Source organism: Streptomyces sp. NRRL WC-3626 (genome assembly GCF_000718785.1).
GTDB lineage: Bacteria > Actinomycetota > Actinomycetes > Streptomycetales > Streptomycetaceae > Streptomyces > Streptomyces edwardsiae.
In genome coordinates, this window is the sequence record NZ_JOCA01000009.1 from 162373 (window position 1) to 181207 (window position 18835).

The 18835-nt window shown below is 70.1% G+C and carries 15 protein-coding genes; 5 read left to right on the forward strand and 10 right to left on the reverse strand.

Annotated elements, in window-relative coordinates; all coding sequences use genetic code 11:
- Positions 1-43: 43 nt before the first annotated feature.
- Together IF28_RS0116525 and IF28_RS0116530 are read right to left on the reverse strand one after the other, a co-directional pair.
- On the reverse strand, positions 44-1846 hold the full coding sequence (locus IF28_RS0116525; protein ID WP_030220249.1) for an ABC transporter substrate-binding protein: 1803 nt from the start codon (positions 1844-1846) through the stop codon (positions 44-46).
- 98 nt (positions 1847-1944) lie between these two features.
- Positions 1945-2991 (reverse strand): ABC transporter permease, encoded by a 1047-nt coding sequence (locus IF28_RS0116530; protein ID WP_030220250.1) that lies wholly within the window; start codon positions 2989-2991, stop codon positions 1945-1947.
- A 439-nt stretch (positions 2992-3430) separates the two neighbouring features.
- Between IF28_RS0116530 and typA the strand changes: the two genes are divergently transcribed.
- Positions 3431-5347 (forward strand): translational GTPase TypA, encoded by a 1917-nt coding sequence (gene typA, locus IF28_RS0116535; protein ID WP_030220251.1) that lies wholly within the window; start codon positions 3431-3433, stop codon positions 5345-5347.
- Between the two features lie 63 nt (positions 5348-5410).
- Here the strand turns inward: typA and IF28_RS0116540 are convergent, their stop codons facing one another.
- The gene (locus tag IF28_RS0116540) at positions 5411-7588 is read right to left on the reverse strand and encodes an ABC transporter family substrate-binding protein (protein ID WP_030220252.1); all 2178 of its coding nucleotides are present in this window, start codon (positions 7586-7588) and stop codon (positions 5411-5413) included.
- A gap of 291 nt (positions 7589-7879) precedes the next feature.
- Between IF28_RS0116540 and IF28_RS0116545 the strand changes: the two genes are divergently transcribed.
- From IF28_RS0116545 to IF28_RS0116560, 4 genes are read left to right on the forward strand one after another with little or no spacing between them, the layout of a single operon-like run.
- Positions 7880-8173, forward strand: coding sequence for a hypothetical protein (locus IF28_RS0116545; RefSeq protein ID WP_030220253.1), 294 nt, complete (start codon positions 7880-7882; stop codon positions 8171-8173).
- Between the two features lie 46 nt (positions 8174-8219).
- Positions 8220-9056, forward strand: coding sequence for a hypothetical protein (locus tag IF28_RS0116550; RefSeq protein ID WP_030220255.1), 837 nt, complete (start codon positions 8220-8222; stop codon positions 9054-9056).
- Between the two features lie 16 nt (positions 9057-9072).
- Positions 9073-11001: a fumarate reductase/succinate dehydrogenase flavoprotein subunit gene (locus tag IF28_RS0116555; protein ID WP_030220260.1), complete on the forward strand. Its 1929-nt coding sequence runs from the start codon at positions 9073-9075 to the stop codon at positions 10999-11001.
- On the forward strand, positions 10998-11762 hold the full coding sequence (locus IF28_RS0116560) for a succinate dehydrogenase/fumarate reductase iron-sulfur subunit (protein WP_030220262.1): 765 nt from the start codon (positions 10998-11000) through the stop codon (positions 11760-11762). The genes IF28_RS0116555 and IF28_RS0116560 overlap by 4 nt, the downstream gene beginning before the upstream one ends.
- On the opposite strand, the gene IF28_RS0116565 is transcribed toward IF28_RS0116560, so the two are convergent.
- The 7 genes from IF28_RS0116565 to IF28_RS0116595 all read right to left on the reverse strand — a co-directional run bounded on the left by IF28_RS0116565 (position 11749) and on the right by IF28_RS0116595 (position 18822).
- Positions 11749-12858, reverse strand: coding sequence for a glycoside hydrolase family 18 protein (locus IF28_RS0116565; RefSeq protein WP_037893413.1), 1110 nt, complete (start codon positions 12856-12858; stop codon positions 11749-11751). The two genes, IF28_RS0116560 and IF28_RS0116565, sit on opposite strands and share 14 nt — an antisense overlap.
- A gap of 91 nt (positions 12859-12949) precedes the next feature.
- Positions 12950-13498 (reverse strand): GNAT family N-acetyltransferase, encoded by a 549-nt coding sequence (locus IF28_RS0116570; protein WP_030220268.1) that lies wholly within the window; start codon positions 13496-13498, stop codon positions 12950-12952.
- 34 nt (positions 13499-13532) lie between these two features.
- Complete coding sequence (locus tag IF28_RS0116575) at positions 13533-16148, reverse strand: SpoIIE family protein phosphatase (RefSeq protein WP_030220270.1); 2616 nt, start codon at positions 16146-16148, stop codon at positions 13533-13535.
- A gap of 266 nt (positions 16149-16414) precedes the next feature.
- Positions 16415-16843, reverse strand: a complete 429-nt coding sequence (locus IF28_RS0116580) for an ATP-binding protein (RefSeq protein WP_030220273.1) — start codon at positions 16841-16843, stop codon at positions 16415-16417.
- A 124-nt stretch (positions 16844-16967) separates the two neighbouring features.
- Positions 16968-17429, reverse strand: a complete 462-nt coding sequence (locus IF28_RS0116585; RefSeq protein WP_030220276.1) for a (deoxy)nucleoside triphosphate pyrophosphohydrolase — start codon at positions 17427-17429, stop codon at positions 16968-16970.
- Positions 17430-17467: 38 nt separating this feature from the next.
- The gene (locus IF28_RS0116590; RefSeq protein ID WP_030220279.1) at positions 17468-17656 is read right to left on the reverse strand and encodes an SPOR domain-containing protein; all 189 of its coding nucleotides are present in this window, start codon (positions 17654-17656) and stop codon (positions 17468-17470) included.
- A gap of 413 nt (positions 17657-18069) precedes the next feature.
- A complete protein-coding gene (locus IF28_RS0116595; RefSeq protein ID WP_030220283.1) occupies positions 18070-18822 on the reverse strand; it encodes a GntR family transcriptional regulator in 753 nt (250 codons plus the stop codon).
- Between the last annotated feature and the right edge of the window lie 13 nt (positions 18823-18835).

The window sequence follows — 18835 nt, forward strand, 5'->3', positions numbered from 1 at the left end:
GCTCCGCCTGGCGCACACCCCCGCGGTCAGCCGAACTGACGGCTTACGGCTGCTTCAGGTACAGGTCGTTGATGTCGATGTAGCTCGACTCCGTGCTGTACCGGGCGCCACCGATGTTCGATCCGTAGAGCTGGATCTGCTTGGAGTAGTAGACCGGGGCAGCCGGGTTGATCTCCTCGACGATGCGCTTGTGCGCCTGCTCCCACGTCTTGGCGGCCTCCTCCGGCTCCTGCGTCAGGGCCTTCTGGATCAGCTCGTTGACCTGCGCGTCGTCGATGTGCGAGTAGTTCGACGCACCGTCCTGGACCTGCGTGCCGTCGTAGACGGGCGTGATGACCGTGGACGGCGAGGACCAGTCCTGGCCCCAGCCGGTCATGTAGATGTCGTACGGGTTGTCCAGCTTGCCGACCTGCTCGTAGAAGCTGGCCCGGTCGATCTCCTTGGCCTGGACGTCGAAGCCGATCTTGCCGAGCGCGTCCTTGATGATGACCTGCTGGGCCTGGCCGCGCGGGGTGTTGGAGTAGGCGTAGGTGAGCTTCGTGCCCTCCTTGACACCCGCCTCCTTCAGCAGCTCCTTCGCCTTCGCGATGTCACCGTTGGGCTTCTTCAGCTTGCCGAACGGGTCGTAGGTCGGGTCGAAGTTCGGCAGGGTCGGGGCGAGCAGACCGCCGGCGACCTCACCGCCGTAGCGGCCACCGTCCGCCTGGACCATGGACTGGTTCGGGATGGCGTAGGTGATCGCGTCGCGGATCTTCTTGTCCTTGACGCGGTCCAGGTTGAAGGTCAGCTGCCACACGTAGGGCTGGTAGCCCTGGATGGTGCGCTTCTTCGCCCCGGCGTCACCGATGACCGTGGACAGCTGCGCCGGGTCGACCGAGTCCGTGAACTGGATGGCGTTCTTGGCCTCGCCCTGGTCGGCGATCAGACGCTTGGTCTGGCTGGGCTGGTCGATCGTCGAGGTGAAGTTGTAGCCGTCGACGTACTGGTGGCGCACCGAGTCCGTCTTCGGGTCCCACTGGTCGTTCTTGACCAGCTTCATCGACTTGCCGGCCTTGTACTCGGCGATCTTGTAGGGGCCGAGCGCGGCGGGGGCGTCGTCGTACTTCTCCTTCGTGTCCTGCTTCTCGGGCACGATGGCGTAACCGGCCATGGCCATGGCCTGCGGCAGGTCGGGGCGCGGCTGGTTGAAGTGGAAGACGACCGTCTTGTCGTCCGGGGTCTCCAGCACGGAGTCCGGCAGGTGCTTGCCCTTGTACGGGCCGTCCGGCAGCGCCTTGCGGTAGTCGGAGCCCGACAGCCAGGTCTGGACGTACGTCGGACCGTCGAAGATGACCTTCGAGTACTGGCGCTCGATGGTGTGGCGGACGTCGGCCGAGGTGATGGCGTTGCCGTCCTCGTCCTTGATGCCGTCCTTGAGCGTGTACGTCCAGGTCTTGCCGCCGTCGGAGGACTTGCCGGAGTCGGTGGCTATGTCACCGACGACGGTCAGGTTGCCCTTCTCGTCCTCCTGGTAGTTCGTCAGGCCGCGGTGGACCAGGTTGGAGAACTGGCCGGCGTCGCTGACGTAGATCTGACCCGGGTCCATGTGGGACAGGTCCGACTGCATGTAGACGTTGATGAAGCCACCGGACTTGGCGCCGGCGATCTCCTCGGCCGGGCCGTTGGAGGCGGCGGCGTCACCGTAGGCGACAGGGTCCTGCTGCTCGGCGGCGTCCTTCTGCTGCTTCGAGTCGTCCTTGCCCTTGCTGCCGCTGCCGTTGTCGCTGGAGCAGCCGGTCAGAGCCAGAGAACCGGCCACGATGGCCACGGCGATGGCACGCGCGGTGCGCGTTCTGATGGGCTTCATGATGCCGATGCACCTACCTGTCGATAGTTGTCCACGAGTGCTGCCTGACGGTCCGGTAACCCGGCACGGGGGCGGCAGCTCCCCCACCACCAATGGACTTAGCGTCCGGTCTTGGGGTCGAATGCGTCCCGGACGGAGTCTCCGAGAAGGTTGAAGGCTAGAACGAAGGTCACCAGCGCCAGGCCCGGGAAGAACATGAACATCGGGTCCTGCTCGTACACGTCGGCGCCGACGGCGAACATCCGGCCCCAGTCGGGGGTCGGCTCCACGAAGCCGACGCCGATGAACGAGAGGAAGGCGATGGTGAGGATCGTGCTCGGCAGGATGTAGGTGGCCTGCACCAGGATCGGGGTGACGATGTTCGGCAGGATCTCCTTGCGCACGATGCGCCAGGGAGAGGCACCGGACACCTTGGCCGCCTCGACGAACTCCCGGTCCGCCAGCGACAGCACGGAGCTGCGCACCAGTCGGGCCAGGCCCATCCAGCCCAGGACCCACATCACCAGGACGATCGCCAGAGCCCGCAGATAGGTGGGGGTCTCGTCCGCGGGAGAGACGAACATCGCGGTCACAACGGGCATGAAGGCGATGAAGAAAAGCTGGCTCGGGAAGGCCAGGAAGAAGTCGGTGATCCGTCCCAGCCAGTAGTCCACACGGCCGCCGAAGTAGCCGCTGACCATGCCGATGACGACACCGGTGACCACACAGAGTGTCGTCACGACCACGGCCATGTACAGCGAGGTCCGCATGCCGTACAGCAGCATGGTGAACACATCACGGCCGAGCTTGGGCTCCACGCCGAACCAGAAGTCTCCCGACATGCCACCGAAGGAACCGGTGGGCATGGCGAAGTCGTCCAGGAGGAACGGGAAGTCCGGCTCCTGGGCGTACAGCGTGTAGGGGTTCTTGCCGTACACCTTCGCGATGAGCGGGGCGCAGGCGGATACCACGAAGAAGAAAATCACCACACACGCGGAGACGACTCCGGTACGGTCGCGCTTGAAGCGCTGCCACATCAACTGGCCGGGGGAACGACCCTCGGGCTGCTTGACGCCCTTGGCGACCGTGTTTTCGGTGGTCGCCGCGAGCTCAGGGTCCAAGACAGCCGCGGACCCGGAGTCCTCGGCCTTGATTGGACTGGTCATCGTGTTCGTCCCCCGGGGGGTTGGAGAGTTGAGCGCAGCACAGATACCGGCAGGTTCTGTGGTTTGGGGGAACTTTCGCCAACCCAGTCAACGCGCGTCAAGGGCGGAAGGCATAGGGATCTCCCTACCGTTCATATTTTGAGCGAAAATTGCAAAGATTGACACCTACGCGCGCTTGACACCCTCCGAGACAAAACGGCAATTCGGACAATTAGGTACACCTTTTTGTTTACATGTCCGAAACGTGTTCGCGCACACACCGATATCCGAACAGCACTTTACGGTCCTCCTGTGACGCGGGGGGCGCCCGGGATCGCGACGGCGTACCCCTCGGCGGCCCCGTACCATGGAGTGAGGCCGTGGTGTTCAGCCCGGCAGGGCCCGCACACCACAGACGCTCGTGCGGGGCATTCCTCAGCACTCCGGGAGTACGCCTTTTATGGCACCGTCTCTGACTCGTCACGACATCCGTAACGTCGCCATCGTCGCGCACGTCGACCACGGCAAGACCACCATCGTCGACGGCATGCTCAAGCAGGCCGGCGCCTTCGCCGCGCACCAGCTCGACCAGGTCGACGACCGCATGATGGACTCGAACGACCTGGAGCGTGAGAAGGGCATCACGATCCTCGCCAAGAACACGGCGGTGAAGTACCACCCCAAGGACGGCGGGGAGCCCATCACGATCAACATCATCGACACCCCCGGCCACGCCGACTTCGGCGGCGAGGTCGAGCGCGGCCTGTCGATGGTCGACGGTGTGGTGCTGCTGGTGGACTCCTCCGAGGGCCCGCTCCCCCAGACCCGCTTCGTGCTGCGCAAGGCGCTGCAGCAGCGGCTGCCGATCATCCTGTGCATCAACAAGACGGACCGCCCGGACGCCCGGATCGACGAGGTCGTCAACGAGACGTACGACCTGTTCCTCGACCTGGACGCCGACGAGGAGCAGATCGAGTTCCCGATCGTCTACGCCTGCGGCCGTGACGGTGTGGCCTCCCTCACCAAGCCCGAGGACGGCACGGTGCCGGCGGACTCCACCAGCCTGGAGCCGTTCTTCTCCACGATCCTGCAGCACATCCCCGCCCCGACCTACGAGGAGGACGCCCCGCTCCAGGCGCACGTCACCAACCTCGACGCCGACAACTTCCTCGGCCGTATCGCCCTGCTCCGCGTGCACCAGGGCGAGCTGAAGAAGGGGCAGACGGTCGCCTGGATGAAGCGCGACGGCACCGTCTCCAACGTGCGCATCTCCGAGCTGATGATGACCGAGGCGCTCACCCGCAAGCCCGCCGAGAAGGCCGGGCCCGGTGACATCTGCGCCGTCGCGGGCATCCCCGAGATCATGATCGGCGAGACCCTCGCCGACCCGGAGAACCCGGTCCCGCTGCCCCTGATCACGGTGGACGAGCCGGCCATCTCCATGACCATCGGCACCAACACCTCCCCGCTGGTCGGCCGCGGCGGCACCGGCAAGGGCGCCGACAACAAGGCGGCCGTCAAGGACCGCAAGGTCACCGCCCGCCAGGTCAAGGACCGTCTGGACCGCGAGCTCATCGGCAACGTCTCGCTGCGCGTCCTGGACACCGAGCGCCCCGACGCCTGGGAGGTGCAGGGCCGCGGCGAGCTGGCGCTGGCCATCCTGGTCGAGCAGATGCGCCGCGAGGGCTTCGAGCTCACCATCGGCAAGCCGCAGGTGGTCACCAAGGAGGTCGACGGCAAGGTCCACGAGCCGGTCGAGCGGATGACCGTCGACGTCCCCGAGGAGCACATGGGCGCGGTCACCCAGCTCATGGGCGTCCGCAAGGGCCGGATGGACAACATGTCCAACCACGGCTCCGGCTGGGTGCGCATGGAGTTCGTGGTGCCCTCGCGCGGTCTGATCGGCTTCCGTACGGAGTTCCTGACGCAGACCCGCGGCACGGGCATCGGCCACTCCATCCACGAGGGCCACGAGCCCTGGTTCGGGACCCTCACCACCCGTAACAACGGCTCCCTGGTCGCCGACCGCGCCGGCGCGGTCACCGCGTTCGCGATGACCAACCTCCAGGAGCGCGGGGTGCTCTTCACCGACCCCGGCACCGAGGTGTACGAGGGCATGATCGTCGGTGAGAACTCCCGCTCCGACGACATGGACGTCAACATCACCAAGGAGAAGAAGCTCACCAACATGCGGTCGTCCTCGGCCGACTCCTTCGAGGCGATCGTCCCGCCGCGCAAGCTGTCGCTGGAGCAGTCCCTCGAGTTCTGCCGCGACGACGAGTGCGTGGAGGTCACCCCGGAGGCGGTCCGTATCCGCAAGGTGAACCTGGACGCCCGCGAGCGCGCCCGCGCCGCGAGCCGCGCCAAGCACGGCTGATCCGAGGCACGCACGAGAGCGGCACACCCCCGGCGGGGGGTGTGCCGCTCTCGTGTGCGCGCGTCAGTCCCCGTCCGGCGACGCGCCGCCCTTCGCGCCCGGGGAGCCCTTGGGTCCCGGAGCGGACTTCTTCAGGAAGCCCATGTCCTCGTACACCGGCGTCCGCAGACCGAACGCTCCCGTGTTGACCAGATCCTTGCGGACGGCGGTGAGCTGGGGGCGCTGGTAGAGGGGGATGGAGCCGGCCGCCGCCCAGATGCGGGAGTCGGCCTTGCGGAGCAGGGCGCTGCGCTCGGAGGCGTCCAGCGTGGTCATGGCCTGGTCGAAGAGCTGGTCGACCTGGTCGGTGCCCACGCGGGTGTAGTTCTGCTCCACGTTCAGTGAGCCGTCGGCGGCCGGGACGGGCTTGGCGTAGACGGGGCGGGCGTCGGTGGCGGGGTAGGCGGTGGCGGGCCAGGAGTACAGGGCGAGGTCGTAGTCGCCGGAGGCGATGTGGTCCTTGAAGTAGCTCTCGTCGTCGACCTTGGTGATCTCCGTGCCGATGCCGATCCGGTCCAGCATCCCCGCGATGCGGTCGGCCACGGTGCGCAGGGTGTCCGAGCCCGGCCCCGAGGGGAGCACGAAGCGGAGGGTGAGCGCCTTGCCGTCCTTCGCGAGGCGGGCGCCGCCCGCGCGGGCCGGGGCGGCGGTGCCCTTGGGGGCGTAGGCGCCGGGGGCGCCGCCCTGCCGGGTGCCGGTGCCGGAGTCCCGCGGGCCCTTGTCGTCGCCGTTGCGGTTGTCCTCGCCGACGATGTACGTACCGTCGTCGCCGCCCTCGGAATCGGACTCGGACTCGCCCTCCGGGCCGGCCGCCTCCTCCTCCGTCTCCTTCTTCTTCTCCTTCACCGGCCCGCCGGGCACCCAGCCCGCGTCCGTGAGGAGCGCCCGCGCCTCCTTGGCGTCCTGCTTGCCGAGGGCGCCGCTGCCGTCGGCGTAGGCGGCCTGCCCCGCCAGCGCGAGGTGGCTGCCGAGGGGCTCGGCGGGCAGGCCCAGCGGCTTCAGGACCGTCTCGGCGATGTCCTGCCGGTCCAGGGCGCGGGCCACGGCACGGCGGACCCGCTCGTCGGCGAGGGGGCCCTCGGAGCCGTTGAGGGCGAGCTGGGTGTAGGCGGGCTCCAGTGACTTGCGTACCTCGAAGCCGCTGAGGGCCTTCTGCTGACGGGCGTACTTCTCGGCCTTCCTGCGCAGCTTCTTGCGGGCGGAGAGCTCCTCGTCGGCGGCCTCCTCGTCGGAGCCGTTGGCGACGGCCCAGGAGCGCAGCGCGTCCGCGGCGGACCGGTGGGCGCCGGGGCCGGCCAGCGGGCTGCTCTCGCTGTGCGGCAGCGCGGCGGCGGTGACGCGGTCGGCGGCGGAGGGATCGATCTCGGCCAGATCGACGGTGCCGGCGCTGAGCGCGGAGACCCGCTTGTCGCGGGGCACCTCCCGCAGCACGATCTTCGACAGCTTCACCGGGTCGCCCCACCAGCGCGCGTTGCGGACGAGGGTGACCTCGTCCTCCTCGGTGTCGACCTTCTTCACCGTGAAGGGCCCGGCGGTGACCTTGAGCTTCTTGCGGGCGCCGTCGTTGAAGGCGTCCGGGGTGCCCATGACCTCCTTCGGGTACAGGGGCGTGAACAGCGACTTCCAGTCGGCGTAGGGGCGGCTGAAGGTGACCTTGACCTCGAGGTTCCCCTTGCCGCGTTCGATCTTCTCGATGCGGTCGTAGCCGGCGTTGCGGGCGGTCCAGTAGGCGGTGTCCCTGCCGGACAGGGCGCGCCACTGGGCGGCGAAGTCGGCGGCGCCGATCTCGCGGCCGTCGCTCCAGACGGCCTGCTGGCTGAGCTGGTAGAGCACCACCTGTTTCGGCTCGGTGTCGACGACCTCGGCGGAGTCCAGATAGTGGGGGTCGCGCACCGGCCGGCCGCGGCTGTCCATCCGGTACATCGACGGCAGCACGGCCTGGGCGATCCGGGCGGTGGTGGTGTCGGCGTCCGCCTGGAAGGTGTTCAGGGTGTCGGGGACGGTGTCCACGGCCCAGCGCAGGGTGCCTCCGTCGGTGATCCGGGCCCGGTCCGCGCGTGCGATGTCCGCTCGTGCGAGGGGCTTGCCCGCCGGGTCGTCGTCGGAACCGCATCCGGCCAACGCGGGCACCGTGAGCACGCCCGCCGTGAGGAAGGCGACCGAGCGCAGAGCGGCGCGCGGGCCGACGCCGTCGTAGGACATCTCTGGGTACCTCCGGGAAGCGGCGGGCGTTACGATCACTTTTGGTGGTATTTGGAGCTCATCCGATGTATGCGGCCCACTGAAGAGGAAAGGGTTCGGCAACTCCGGGCGACACGGCGTTCACGGACGGCAAGCCCACCCGTGCGGCGCAAAGTGTCGAACGGAGCACTCGTACGCCCCGATCAATCGATGCACATCCCTTCACAGCGCAAGGTGTGACGCGCAACACTCGCAGGCGCATGAACGTTGCCGCCTTGGGCCTCGAAGGACCCGTGGAAGTGAGGGCAAGTCATGTCCGTGCACGACGAACTGACATCGGTCCAGCGCTGTCTCGACGACCTGATCCGGTCGGTGGGGCGCCTGGAGAAGGAAATGGGCAGCGGCGGACTGGAGATGCGCCGCGTCCGCTCCGACACCAACCATCTGCGCGAGAGCATCGCGCTGCTGCGGGAGGCGGCCCCCGCCCCGTCGGCCCCGCAGCGGCGCCCGGACCTCGTGACCATCTCCGACACGCCGTACGACCCCTCGCTGTGGGTGGACACGGACGACGAGGGGCTCGGCGCCCGCGACCGTCGCGCTCCCTGACCCCCGCCGAACGCGGTCTCCCCCCGACCCCTACCGGAGTGGACCAGTGGCCACAGGCACGGAACCTCCTGCCACCGAACCCCGTCCCCGAACCGGCGGCGTGCGTGACGGCACGCGCGCCGCGATCGCCGCCCCGCATCTGCGGACCGACCGCTGGTGGCTGGCCCCGGCCGCCACCGCGGCCGGGCTGCTCGCCTTCATCGTCTACTCGACCTGGCGGGCCTTCGCGAACACCGACTACTACGCGGCGCCGTACGTCTCGCCGTTCTACTCGCCGTGCCTCGCGGAGAACTGCGAGCCGATGCGGTCCGGGCCGAACTGGGAGCTGTTCGGGAGCTGGTGGGGCATCTCACCGGCGATCATCATCCTGATCTTCCCGCTCGGTTTCCGGCTGACCTGCTACTACTACCGCAAGGCGTACTACCGGGGCTTCTGGGCCTCCCCGCCGGCCTGCGCGGTGGCCGAACCGCATGCCACGTACACGGGGGAGACCCGCTTCCCGCTCATCCTGCAGAACATCCACCGGTACTTCTTCTACGCGGCGATCCTCGTCGCCGGCATCCTGACCTACGACACCGTGCTCGCCTTCCGCGACGAGCACTACGCGTGGGGCCACATGGGTCTGGGCACCCTGGTCTTCCTGCTGAACATCGCGCTGATCTGGGCGTACACCCTCTCCTGCCACTCCTGCCGGCACATCGTCGGCGGCAAGCTGAAGCACTTCTCGAAGCATCCGGTGCGCTACCGGATGTGGCAGTGGGTGGGGCGGCTGAACGCCCGGCACATGCAGCTCGCCTGGGCGTCGCTGCTGAGCGTGGCGCTCGCCGACTTCTACGTCTACCTCGTCGCGTCCGGTGTCTTCGACGATCCGCGCTTCTTCTAGCTGGGGGCTTTGACTGATGTCCGTGGTCGACCGACAGGAGTGGGACGTCGTCGTGGTCGGGGCCGGCGGCGCCGGTCTGCGCGCCGCGATCGAGGCACGCGCACGGGGCGCCCGTACGGCGGTGATCTGCAAGTCGCTGTTCGGCAAGGCGCACACCGTGATGGCGGAGGGCGGCATCGCGGCGGCGATGGGGAACGTCAACTCCGGCGACGACTGGAAGGTCCACTTCCGCGACACCATGCGCGGCGGGAAGTTCCTCAACCAGTGGCGGATGGCCGAGCTGCACGCCCAGGAGGCGCCGCAGCGGGTGTGGGAGCTGGAGACCTGGGGCGCGCTGTTCGACCGTACGAAGGACGGCCGGATCTCGCAGCGCAACTTCGGCGGCCACGAGTACCCGCGCCTCGCGCACGTCGGCGACCGTACGGGCCTGGAGCTGATCCGCACCCTCCAGCAGAAGATCGTCTCGCTGCAGCAGGAGGACTTCCGCGAGACCGGGGACTACGAGTCCCGGCTGAAGGTCTTCCAGGAGTGCACGGTCACGCGCGTGCTGAAGGACGGGCCGCGGGTCTCGGGCGTCTTCGGCTACGAGCGCGAGTCCGGCCGCTTCTTCGTCATGGAGGCGCCCGCCGTCGTCGTCGCGACCGGCGGGATCGGCAAGTCGTTCAAGGTGACGTCGAACTCGTGGGAGTACACCGGCGACGGGCACGCGCTGGCGCTGCTGGCCGGGGCCCCGCTGCTGAACATGGAGTTCGTGCAGTTCCACCCGACGGGGATGGTCTGGCCGCCGTCGGTGAAGGGCATCCTCGTCACCGAGTCGGTGCGCGGGGACGGCGGGGTGCTGCGCAACTCCGAGGGCAAGCGGTTCATGTTCGACTACATCCCGGACGTCTTCAAGGAGAAGTACGCCGAGTCCGAGGACGAGGGCGACCGCTGGTACGACGACCCCGACCGCAACCGGCGCCCGCCCGAACTGCTCCCCCGCGACGAGGTGGCCCGCGCGATCAACGCCGAGGTCAAGGCGGGCCGCGGCTCGCCGCACGGCGGGGTGTTCCTGGACGTGTCCACACGGATGCCCGCCGAGGTCATCAAACGCCGGCTGCCCTCCATGTACCACCAGTTCAAGGAGCTGGCGGACGTCGACATCACGGCGGAGGCGATGGAGGTGGGGCCGACCTGCCACTACGTGATGGGCGGCATCGCCGTCGACTCCGACTCGGCGGCGGCGCGCGGGGTGCCGGGGCTGTTCGCGGCCGGTGAGGTGGCCGGCGGGATGCACGGCTCCAACCGGCTCGGCGGCAACTCCCTGTCCGACCTGCTGGTGTTCGGGCGCCGGGCGGGATGGCACGCGGCCGAGTACGCGGGCGGGGCGGCACGGCCCCGGGTGGACGACGCCCAGGTCGACACGGCCGCCGCGGAGGCGCTGCGCCCGTTCTCGGCGGAGGGCGAGGAACCCGTGGAGGGGCCGCCGGAGAACCCGTACAGCGTGCACCAGGAGCTCCAGCAGACGATGAACGACCTGGTCGGCATCATCCGCCGCGAGCACGAGATGGAACAGGCCCTGGCCAAGCTCGCCGAGCTGCGGGTACGGGCCCGGCGGGCCGGTGTCGAGGGGCACCGGCAGTTCAACCCGGGCTGGCACCTCGCCCTGGACCTGCGGAACATGCTGCTGGTCAGCGAGTGCGTGGCCCGGGCCGCGCTGGAGCGCACCGAGTCGCGCGGCGGGCACACGCGTGAGGACCACTCCGCGATGGAGCGTTCCTGGCGCAACGTGAACCTGCTGTGCGCGCTCACCGACCCCACCGGCGGTCTCGCCGGCACCGACTCGGTGCGCGGCCAGATCGCCCTCACCCGTGAGACCACCGAACCCGTCCGCCCCGACCTGCTCGCCCTCTTCGAGAAGGATGAGCTGGTCAAATACCTCGCCGAAGAGGAGCTCTACGAGTGAGCAGCTACGAGGCCCGCTTCAAGGTGTGGCGGGGGGACGTGCAGGGCGGCGGCCTGGAGGACTTCGGGGTCGAGGTGAACGACGGCGAGGTGGTCCTGGACATCATCCACCGCCTCCAGGCCACCCAGGCCCCCGATCTCGCCGTCCGCTGGAACTGCAAGGCGGGCAAGTGCGGTTCGTGCTCGGCGGAGATCAACGGGCGCCCCCGGCTGCTGTGCATGACCCGCATGTCGGTGTTCGACCGCGCGGAGACGATCACCGTGACGCCGCTGCGGGCCTTCCCGGTGATCCGGGACCTGGTGACGGACGTCGGCTTCAACTACACCAAGGCCCGCGAGGTCCCCTCCTTCGTACCGCCCGAGGGGGTCGCGGCGGGCGAGTACCGGATGATGCAGGAGGACGTGGACCGCTCGCAGGAGTTCCGCAAGTGCATCGAGTGCTTCCTGTGCCAGGACACCTGCCATGTGGTCCGCGACCACGAGGAGAACAAGCCGGCGTTCGCGGGCCCCCGCTTCCTGATGCGGGTCGCGGAACTCGACATGCACCCCCTGGACGCGGCCGACGAAACCGGCCTGGACCGCAAACGCACGGCCCAGGACGAACACGGCCTCGGCTACTGCAACATCACCAAGTGCTGCACGGAGGTCTGCCCCGAGGGCATCCACATCACGGACAACGCCCTGATCCCCCTGAAGGAACGCGCGGCAGACCGCAAGTACGACCCGCTGGTATGGCTGGGCTCGAAGATCAGGAGGCGGTAGGGCGTCGCCAGCCCTCCTTGTACTCCTTCCAGTTGGTCTCCGATGCCGCGAAGTCGATGTAGGGGGCGAGGCCGAAGAGTGTGCGGTCGGGGTCGGTCCGGGAGAGGCCGAGGCGGGCGCCCCGGACGGCGGCGGCGACGGTCTCGGCGTGGCCCCAGTGGCTGAAGTCGCTCTCGTAGTAGAAGGGCAGCCCCATCAGCAGGTGGGTGGTGGGCGGGGTGACCTCCAGGGCGAGGGAGGTCTGCTGGGCCACGTAGCCGCCGTAGGTGCTCTCCAGGGGACGCGCGGTGTCGTACGACATCACGGCGATCTGGTCGACGCGCCGGGCGACCTGGCCGAAGAACTTCTGGGACCACCACTTGGGGTGGTCGGCGAAGAGACCGGCGACGGTGTGGAGGCCGGGCAGCGGGTCGATCTGGTGTGCGGCGACGGACAGTTGGGCGTCCTGGGCGCGGGTGACGGCGCGCAGGCCGTCCAGGAGGGCGAGGTAGTCCTGGTCGTCGGAGTGCAGGGGCTCCAGGTCGAGGTGGACGCCCTCGTAGCCGGCGTCGAGCACCTGGCGGGCGGAGGTGACGACGGCGGCGCGGGTGGCGGCGCGGTCCAGACGCATGCCGTCGGGACCCTCGGTGGCGAGGACATCGCCGAGGAAGGCCTGGACCCGGACGCCGGGCAGCTCCCGGTGCACGGCGTCGATCAGCCAACGGGCGCGGGGGTACTTGGACTTCGGCAGGGTGCCGTCGTGCTCCAGCGGCCCGGAGTGGACGTACAGGTCGCGGATGCCGGTGTCCTCGAGCCGGCGGGCGAGCGCGGTGACGTCCGCGTCCTTCTTCCGCCCGTCGACCCAGGCATGCCCGAGCCACATGGCGTCCCGGTCGCGGCTGTACGCGGTGTCCGCCGGGTCTCCCATGTAGTTGATCCGCAGGGCGGTCTCGATGGCGAGGAGCGGCACGACCAGGAGGAGCACGACCCCGAGGGCGCCGCGCCGGACCCACCGGACCCAGGGTCTGCGGCGTGTGCCGGGCTGCTCCTCGGGGTCCGGTTCCGGGGTGGCGGCGTCCGCCTCGGTCACCGGTTCCTGCGGTTCCGCGCGTTCCATGCCGGCTCCCCTTCGCCCGTCGACTCCCTCGGGGCAGCCGCGTGTTCGATGTTGAGGGGGAGGACGAGGGGAACAGGCGTTCCGGTTGCGATCATGTGGCGCGGGGTGCCTCCCGTATGTGCAGGTGGCCGTCCAGGGGGAAGTCCGGCGGTGCGGCGGGGAGCAGGCCCAACAGCGCGAACCCGCTCTTCTCCGCGACCCGGCAGGAGGCCGTGTTGTCGACCTGGTGCAGCAGGTCCAGGCGGGTCAGGCCGTCCCGGGCGAAGGTGGTGAAGGCCCAGTCGGCCAGCGCCCTCAGGGCGCGCGGGGCCACTCCCCTGCCCCGCGCGTGGGCCGCCGTCCAGTAGCCGACCTCGGCCGTGGCGGCGGTCGAGGCCGGCCGTTTGAGTACGACATGGCCCGCCGGCCGGGCGTCCTCCTCCACGGCGAACGCGAGGCGTTCGCCGGTCTCCCAGCCGTGCCGCTGCTCCGCCAGCCAGCGCGCCGCGCTCGGCCCGTCGTGCACGGGCGCGCTCGCCCAGCGGCGCAGGGCCGCGTCGTCGTACAGCGCCGCCAGCACGGCCGCGTCCTCGGGCGCCCAGGGGCGCAGGATGAGCGGACCGGCCGTCAGACGGACCGGGGTGATCGGGACGGTATGCATGGCGCGAGCGTACGCACGTCCGCGCCGACGGCGGTCAGAACAGGCTCAGCAGGGCCTCCGCCGGGTCGGTGAGGGTGGTGTCGGGGCCGGGGAGGGGGAGTTCGAACCAGACCGTCTTGCCGCGGGGGGTGCGGCGGGAACCCCAGGCGGCGCTGAGCAGGCCGACGAGCTGGAGGCCGCGGCCGCCCTCGTCGGTGTCCCGGGCACGCCGGCGGCGGGGCTGGACCAGGCCGGAGTCCCAGACCTCGCAGACCAGGGTGCGGTCGAGGAGGAGACGGAGTCTGATCTCGCCCTCGCCGTACCGCAGCGCGTTGGTGACCAGCTCGCTGACCAGCAGCTCCGTGGTGTCGACCAGCGGCTCCAGGTCCCAGGCCAGCAGCTGTGCGCGGGCGTACTCACGGGCCCGGCCCACGCTGCGGGGCTCGCGGGGCAGGGTCCAGTCGCCGACGGACTCGGCGGGCAGTCCCTGGACGCGGGCCATCAGCAGGGCGATGTCGTCCTCGCCGTGGTGCGTGTCGAGGGTGTTGAGGACGTGGTCGCAGACGTCCTCCAGGGGCGCGGAGGGGTCCGTGAGGGCGTTCACGAACGCCTGGAGGCCCTCGTCGAGGGGGTGGTCGCGGCTTTCGACCAGTCCATCCGTGTAGAGCGCGAGAAGGGCACCTTCGGGCAGTTCGACCTCCACCTCCTCGAAGGGTTCGCCGCCGACACCGAGCGGCATCCCCGGGGGTACGTCGAGCATCAGCGCGGGCTCGCCCGGTTCGACCAGGACGGGCGGCAGATGGCCCGCGTTGGCGAACGTGCAGCGCCTGGTCACCGAGTCGTAGACGGCGTACACACAGGTCGCCAGGTACACCTCGGACAGGTCGGCCTCACGGGGGCGCCGGGCGGCCCTGGTGGCCTGCTGGACGCCTCCGGGCGCGCCGAGACCGCGGGCGATCTCGTCCAACTGGGAGAGCACCTCGGCGGGTTCCAGATCGAGCTGGGCCAGCGTCCGTACGGCGGTGCGCAGTTCGCCCATGGCGACGGCGGCACGCAGTCCGCGCCCCATGACGTCGCCGACGACCAGCGCGGTGCGGTGGCCGGGCAGTTCGATGACGTCGAACCAGTCGCCGCCGACCTCACTGGGCCGGCCGGTGGCCACATTGCCGGGCAGATAGCGGCAGGCGATGTCCAGACCGGACGCCTCGGGATCGCCGGGCGGCAGCAGGGACCGCTGCAATATCAACGCGCGTTCGTGCTCACGCCGGTAGAGACGCGCGTTGTCGATACAGACGGCGGCGCGCGCGGCCAGCTCCACCGCGAGATCGCGGTCGCGGTCGCCGAACGGCTCACTGCCCTTGGTACGGGCGAACTGGGCCAGTCCCACGACCGTGTCGTGGGCGACCATCGGCACGGCGAGCGTGGACTGCACCAGACCGCCCTCGCCGCCGGGGACGCTCTGCGGGCGGGCCGTGCGCAGGGCGTCCGCGCAGGGCGAGTTGAACGGGTAGTGGTGGACGGCGCCCAGCTTCACCGGCTCCCCGGTGACGCTGAACGGCGCGTCGGACACGGCGCTGGCGAAGGCGACACGGCGTACCTCCGCGCTGCCGTCGGCGAGGCCCGGCGGGGTCTCGTCGCCGGCCAGCAGCCCCTGGTAGAGGTCGACGGTGGCCAGATCGCAGAAGCCGGGGACGACGACGTCCAGGAGTTCGCGGGCGGTGGTCTCCAGATCGAGGGAGTTGCCGATCCGGGCGCCCGCGTCGTTGAGGAGGGCGAGATTGCGCCGTGCGGCGGCGGCCTCGCGGGCGGCGGCGCGGCGGGCGGTGATGTCGGTTCCGAGCCAGGCGACGCCGATGGGCCGGCCGCTGCCGCTGTGCACGCGGTACAGGTTGACGGACCAGTGACGGCGCTCGTCGGAACCCGGCACGAAGCCGGTGACGTGCATGTCCGTGATGGAGTCGCCGGTCTCCAGCACCCGGCGCAGGGTCGCGGCGACCCGGTCGGCCTCGCCGCGCGGCAGATAGTCGTGCACCCCCTTGCCGCGGTGGTCGTCGGGGGAGCCGCCGAAGATGGACGCGAACCGCTGGTTGGCGCGGCGTACCCGCAGGTCGGGGTCGATCAGCAGGAAACCGAACGGAGATTGGCCGAAAATCGCCTGTGAGGCGGCGAGGTCGGTCTCGATCCGGCGCAGCGTACGGACGTCGACGACGATGCAGACGGCGGCCTTCTCGCCCTCCTCGGTGCGCGTCGGCATGACGTAGACCTCGGCGAGGCCGTCCCGGTCGCGCTCGTCCGCCGCCAGTCCGGCCGGCAGCCGGAACGGCACCACCCCGGTCCATTCACGGCCGTCGAGGATCTCGGCCATCTTGCGCTGGCCGCGCTCCCGGCGGACGGGTTCGATGAACGCCTCGATGGGATCCATGCCGAGGGCGCGCTCGGCGGGGATGCCGAAGATCTGCTCCGCGCGCAGGCTCCACTGGTCGACCAGCCCGTCCGGGCCGATGGAGAAGGATGCCACCTTGATGTAGTCGTAGATGGAGCCGGGCGGACTGCTCTGCCACATCGCGTCGGCGGACGGAGCATCGCCTGAGAAGAGGCCGTCCGCGGCCTCTCGCCTCGTGCCACCCGACGAGTCCTCGGACTCCGTGGCCTTCGCTGGTATCTCGCTCACGCGAACCGTCCCCTCCAGCTCACCGCGTCCGGCACCGGTCACCGGGGGCGGCTGCCCGCAGTATCCAGCACTACGGTGCCGCACAACACGGTGTTCACGATCACAGCACGGTCCCGATGCTTTTCGGTCCGCGCCGTGAGAACACTTCCAGTCTTCTAACCAGCGGACACGTCGTCGAACCCCCCTCTTCGACAACCTCCCGGACCGGTCACGGGTCACTCGACGGAAACGGCGGGCGCGTACACCGTGAACGGGCGTGCGAGGGCTCATCTCGGCACCGCGAGTTCGAACCATACGGTCTTCCCTGCGGCCCCCGGCCGGGTGCCCCAGCGGCGCGACGCGGACGCCAGCAGCTGCAATCCGCGTCCGCTCTCGTCCTCGGGCCGGGCGGCACGCTCGTGCGGCGGGTCGGGGAGCGGGTCGGAGACCTCGACCAGGAGGACACCGGTGTGGTCGGCGGGACGGGTCAGGCGTACGCCGATGGGGCCGGCGGCGTGCCGCAGGGCATTGGTCACCAGCTCGCTGACCAGCAGCGCGGCGAGATCACCGACACTGTCGAGGCCCCACAGGCGCAGCTGGTCCCGGACCGCGGAGCGGGCGCCGCGCACGGTCCCGGGGTCGGCGGAGAAGGTCCACGCGGCGTAGTCGCCGTCGGTGTCGATCACGCGGATCACGTCCCGGCCGAAGGATTCCACCCATGTCCGGTTTCATGGGGTCATTGGGCACATACCCGATATCCCGGACGGATTACCGCACTCGGCAGCGCACGGTGGCACACACAGCGCGGGACGGCGCTCGACAGGCGCCCGGAGGGCGCTCTTAGGGTGCCCACATTCCGTCACCCTTGCCTCCGTGCGCCGGAGTCGCGCCTCGGGCGTGCTCCCCCGGACCGAGGACAAGGGCGTCCCGGACGGCCGGCACATCGTGGTCGAGCCAGTCGACGTCCCAGATCCGGTCGGGGGTGAGCCAGCGCAGTTCGTCGTGGTCCTCGAGCGGCCGGGGGGCGGGGGATCCGGGGCGCAGCCGCGCGCTCCACACCCGCATCACGTACGGCGTCCGCAGCGGCCACTCCCCCGGTACGCGCTCCACGGCCTCGGCGTCGACGCCGAGTTCCTCGCGCAACTCCCGTACGACGGCGGCGTCGGGGGCCTCTCCGGGCTCGACCTTGCCGCCGGGCAGCTCCCAGCGCCCGGCCAGTTCGGCGGGTGCGCTCCGGCGGGCCGCGAGCAGCCGTCCCTCGTGCCACAGGGCGGCGCCGACCACCACGATCCGTCTCCTCATGCGCCGGAGCCTACGGGAGGCGGGCGAAACGGACCGGGTCAGTCCGCGGCCGTTCCGTTCTGGCCGATCCGCTCGACCCAGTAGAGCTGCTTGTGTCCGCGCCCGTCGAGGCTGTCCGCGATCTTCTCGGCCTCGGCACGGGTCGCGTACCGGCCCACCCGGTAGCGGTTGCCGTTGTCGTCCTGGCGCACGACGAGCCAGGGAAGAGTCACCGTGCCGTCGTTCATCGCTCCCCTCCGCTTCCCGTCCGCGGCCGGTGCCGCGCCCCGCCCGATAACGAAACCCCAGTCCGCATATGCCCGAGCCTACGCCTTACCTTCACTGAGCGAATACGGCTTTTCACAAAGAGGCACGCAACCAGCCAGAACCCAGGGGGCGCGCGGTGACGGATGCGCCGTGCGGGGAGGCTGACGCGTCCGGTCAGCGGCATACCGCCGGATACGCCGCGCTCCGGGGGCGACCTGGGAGAACGGCCAGATTGCTACGGCATCGGGGGCGCGGGCACGGTGGGCGGTGCGCCGGAGCGGGGGCGGGGCGGGGGCGTGGAACGGCGCGCGAAGGCGCGCGAGGATCATCCGGAGCGGGTCTCGGCGGGGGGGCGTGGCTGCCCGGGGCGGGGACGCGGACCCCGCCCCGGCCGCTACTTCACCGGCAGGTGATAGGCGGCCCGGTACCGGTCCGCCGGGATGACCACGTCCGCCGTCTCGACGGGCTGCCCCGAGGCGAAGTAGGTGCGCTGGATGACCAGGACGACATGTCCGGGAACACCGCCCAGCAGCACCAGCTCCTCGGCGAGTCCGGGGCGGGCGCCCACCTCCTCCGTCACGTTGTCCACGATCACGTCGATGGCGCGCATGCGCTCGACGACCCCCATACCGCCCAGCGGGCCCTCCTCGGGGAGCATCACGGGGGTGCGGCCGGTGAGGGCGAGCGGCTCCCAGGAGGTGGAGAGCATCATCGGCTCGCCGGCCTCCCGGAAGAGATACCGGGTACGCATCACGCGGCCGCCGGGCTCGATGCCGAGCCGCTCGGCGACGGCACCGCCCGCCTCGGCCTGCTCACTGCTCGACTCCCAGGTGCCCCGGACACCGGCGTCGGCCTGCTCCTGACGGAACGGCGTGGCCCCGCGCTCCGGACGGAACCCGGAACGGGCGACCCGCCGGGGCACCGGCCGCTCACGCACATACGTCCCCGAACCGGAGCGGCCCTCGACCAGCCCCTCGGCCATGAGCACCTTGCGCGCCTCCAGCGCGACCGTGTCCGAGACGCCGTACTCCTCGCGGATTCTCGCCTGCGAGGGAAGCCGCGTATGCGGCGGCAACCGGCCGTCGACGATCTTCTTGCGGAGATCACCCGCGACGCGCAGGTACGCCGGCTGCTCACCGAATGTCACGGGCCGCTCCCAT

What these genes read in the sequence shown, in the direction of transcription:
- IF28_RS0116525 (WP_030220249.1), bottom strand. Translation starts at nt 1,846, where the DNA reads ATGAAGCCCATCAGAACGCGCACCGCGCGTGCCATCGCCGTGGCCATC.
- IF28_RS0116530 (WP_030220250.1), bottom strand. Translation starts at nt 2,991, where the DNA reads ATGACCAGTCCAATCAAGGCCGAGGACTCCGGGTCCGCGGCTGTCTTG.
- typA (WP_030220251.1), top strand. Translation starts at nt 3,431, where the DNA reads ATGGCACCGTCTCTGACTCGTCACGACATCCGTAACGTCGCCATCGTC.
- IF28_RS0116540 (WP_030220252.1), bottom strand. Translation starts at nt 7,588, where the DNA reads ATGTCCTACGACGGCGTCGGCCCGCGCGCCGCTCTGCGCTCGGTCGCC.
- IF28_RS0116545 (WP_030220253.1), top strand. Translation starts at nt 7,880, where the DNA reads ATGTCCGTGCACGACGAACTGACATCGGTCCAGCGCTGTCTCGACGAC.
- IF28_RS0116555 (WP_030220260.1), top strand. Translation starts at nt 9,073, where the DNA reads ATGTCCGTGGTCGACCGACAGGAGTGGGACGTCGTCGTGGTCGGGGCC.
- IF28_RS0116565 (WP_037893413.1), bottom strand. Translation starts at nt 12,858, where the DNA reads ATGGAACGCGCGGAACCGCAGGAACCGGTGACCGAGGCGGACGCCGCC.
- IF28_RS0116570 (WP_030220268.1), bottom strand. Translation starts at nt 13,498, where the DNA reads ATGCATACCGTCCCGATCACCCCGGTCCGTCTGACGGCCGGTCCGCTC.
- IF28_RS0116585 (WP_030220276.1), bottom strand. Translation starts at nt 17,429, where the DNA reads ATGAGGAGACGGATCGTGGTGGTCGGCGCCGCCCTGTGGCACGAGGGA.
- IF28_RS0116590 (WP_030220279.1), bottom strand. Translation starts at nt 17,656, where the DNA reads ATGAACGACGGCACGGTGACTCTTCCCTGGCTCGTCGTGCGCCAGGAC.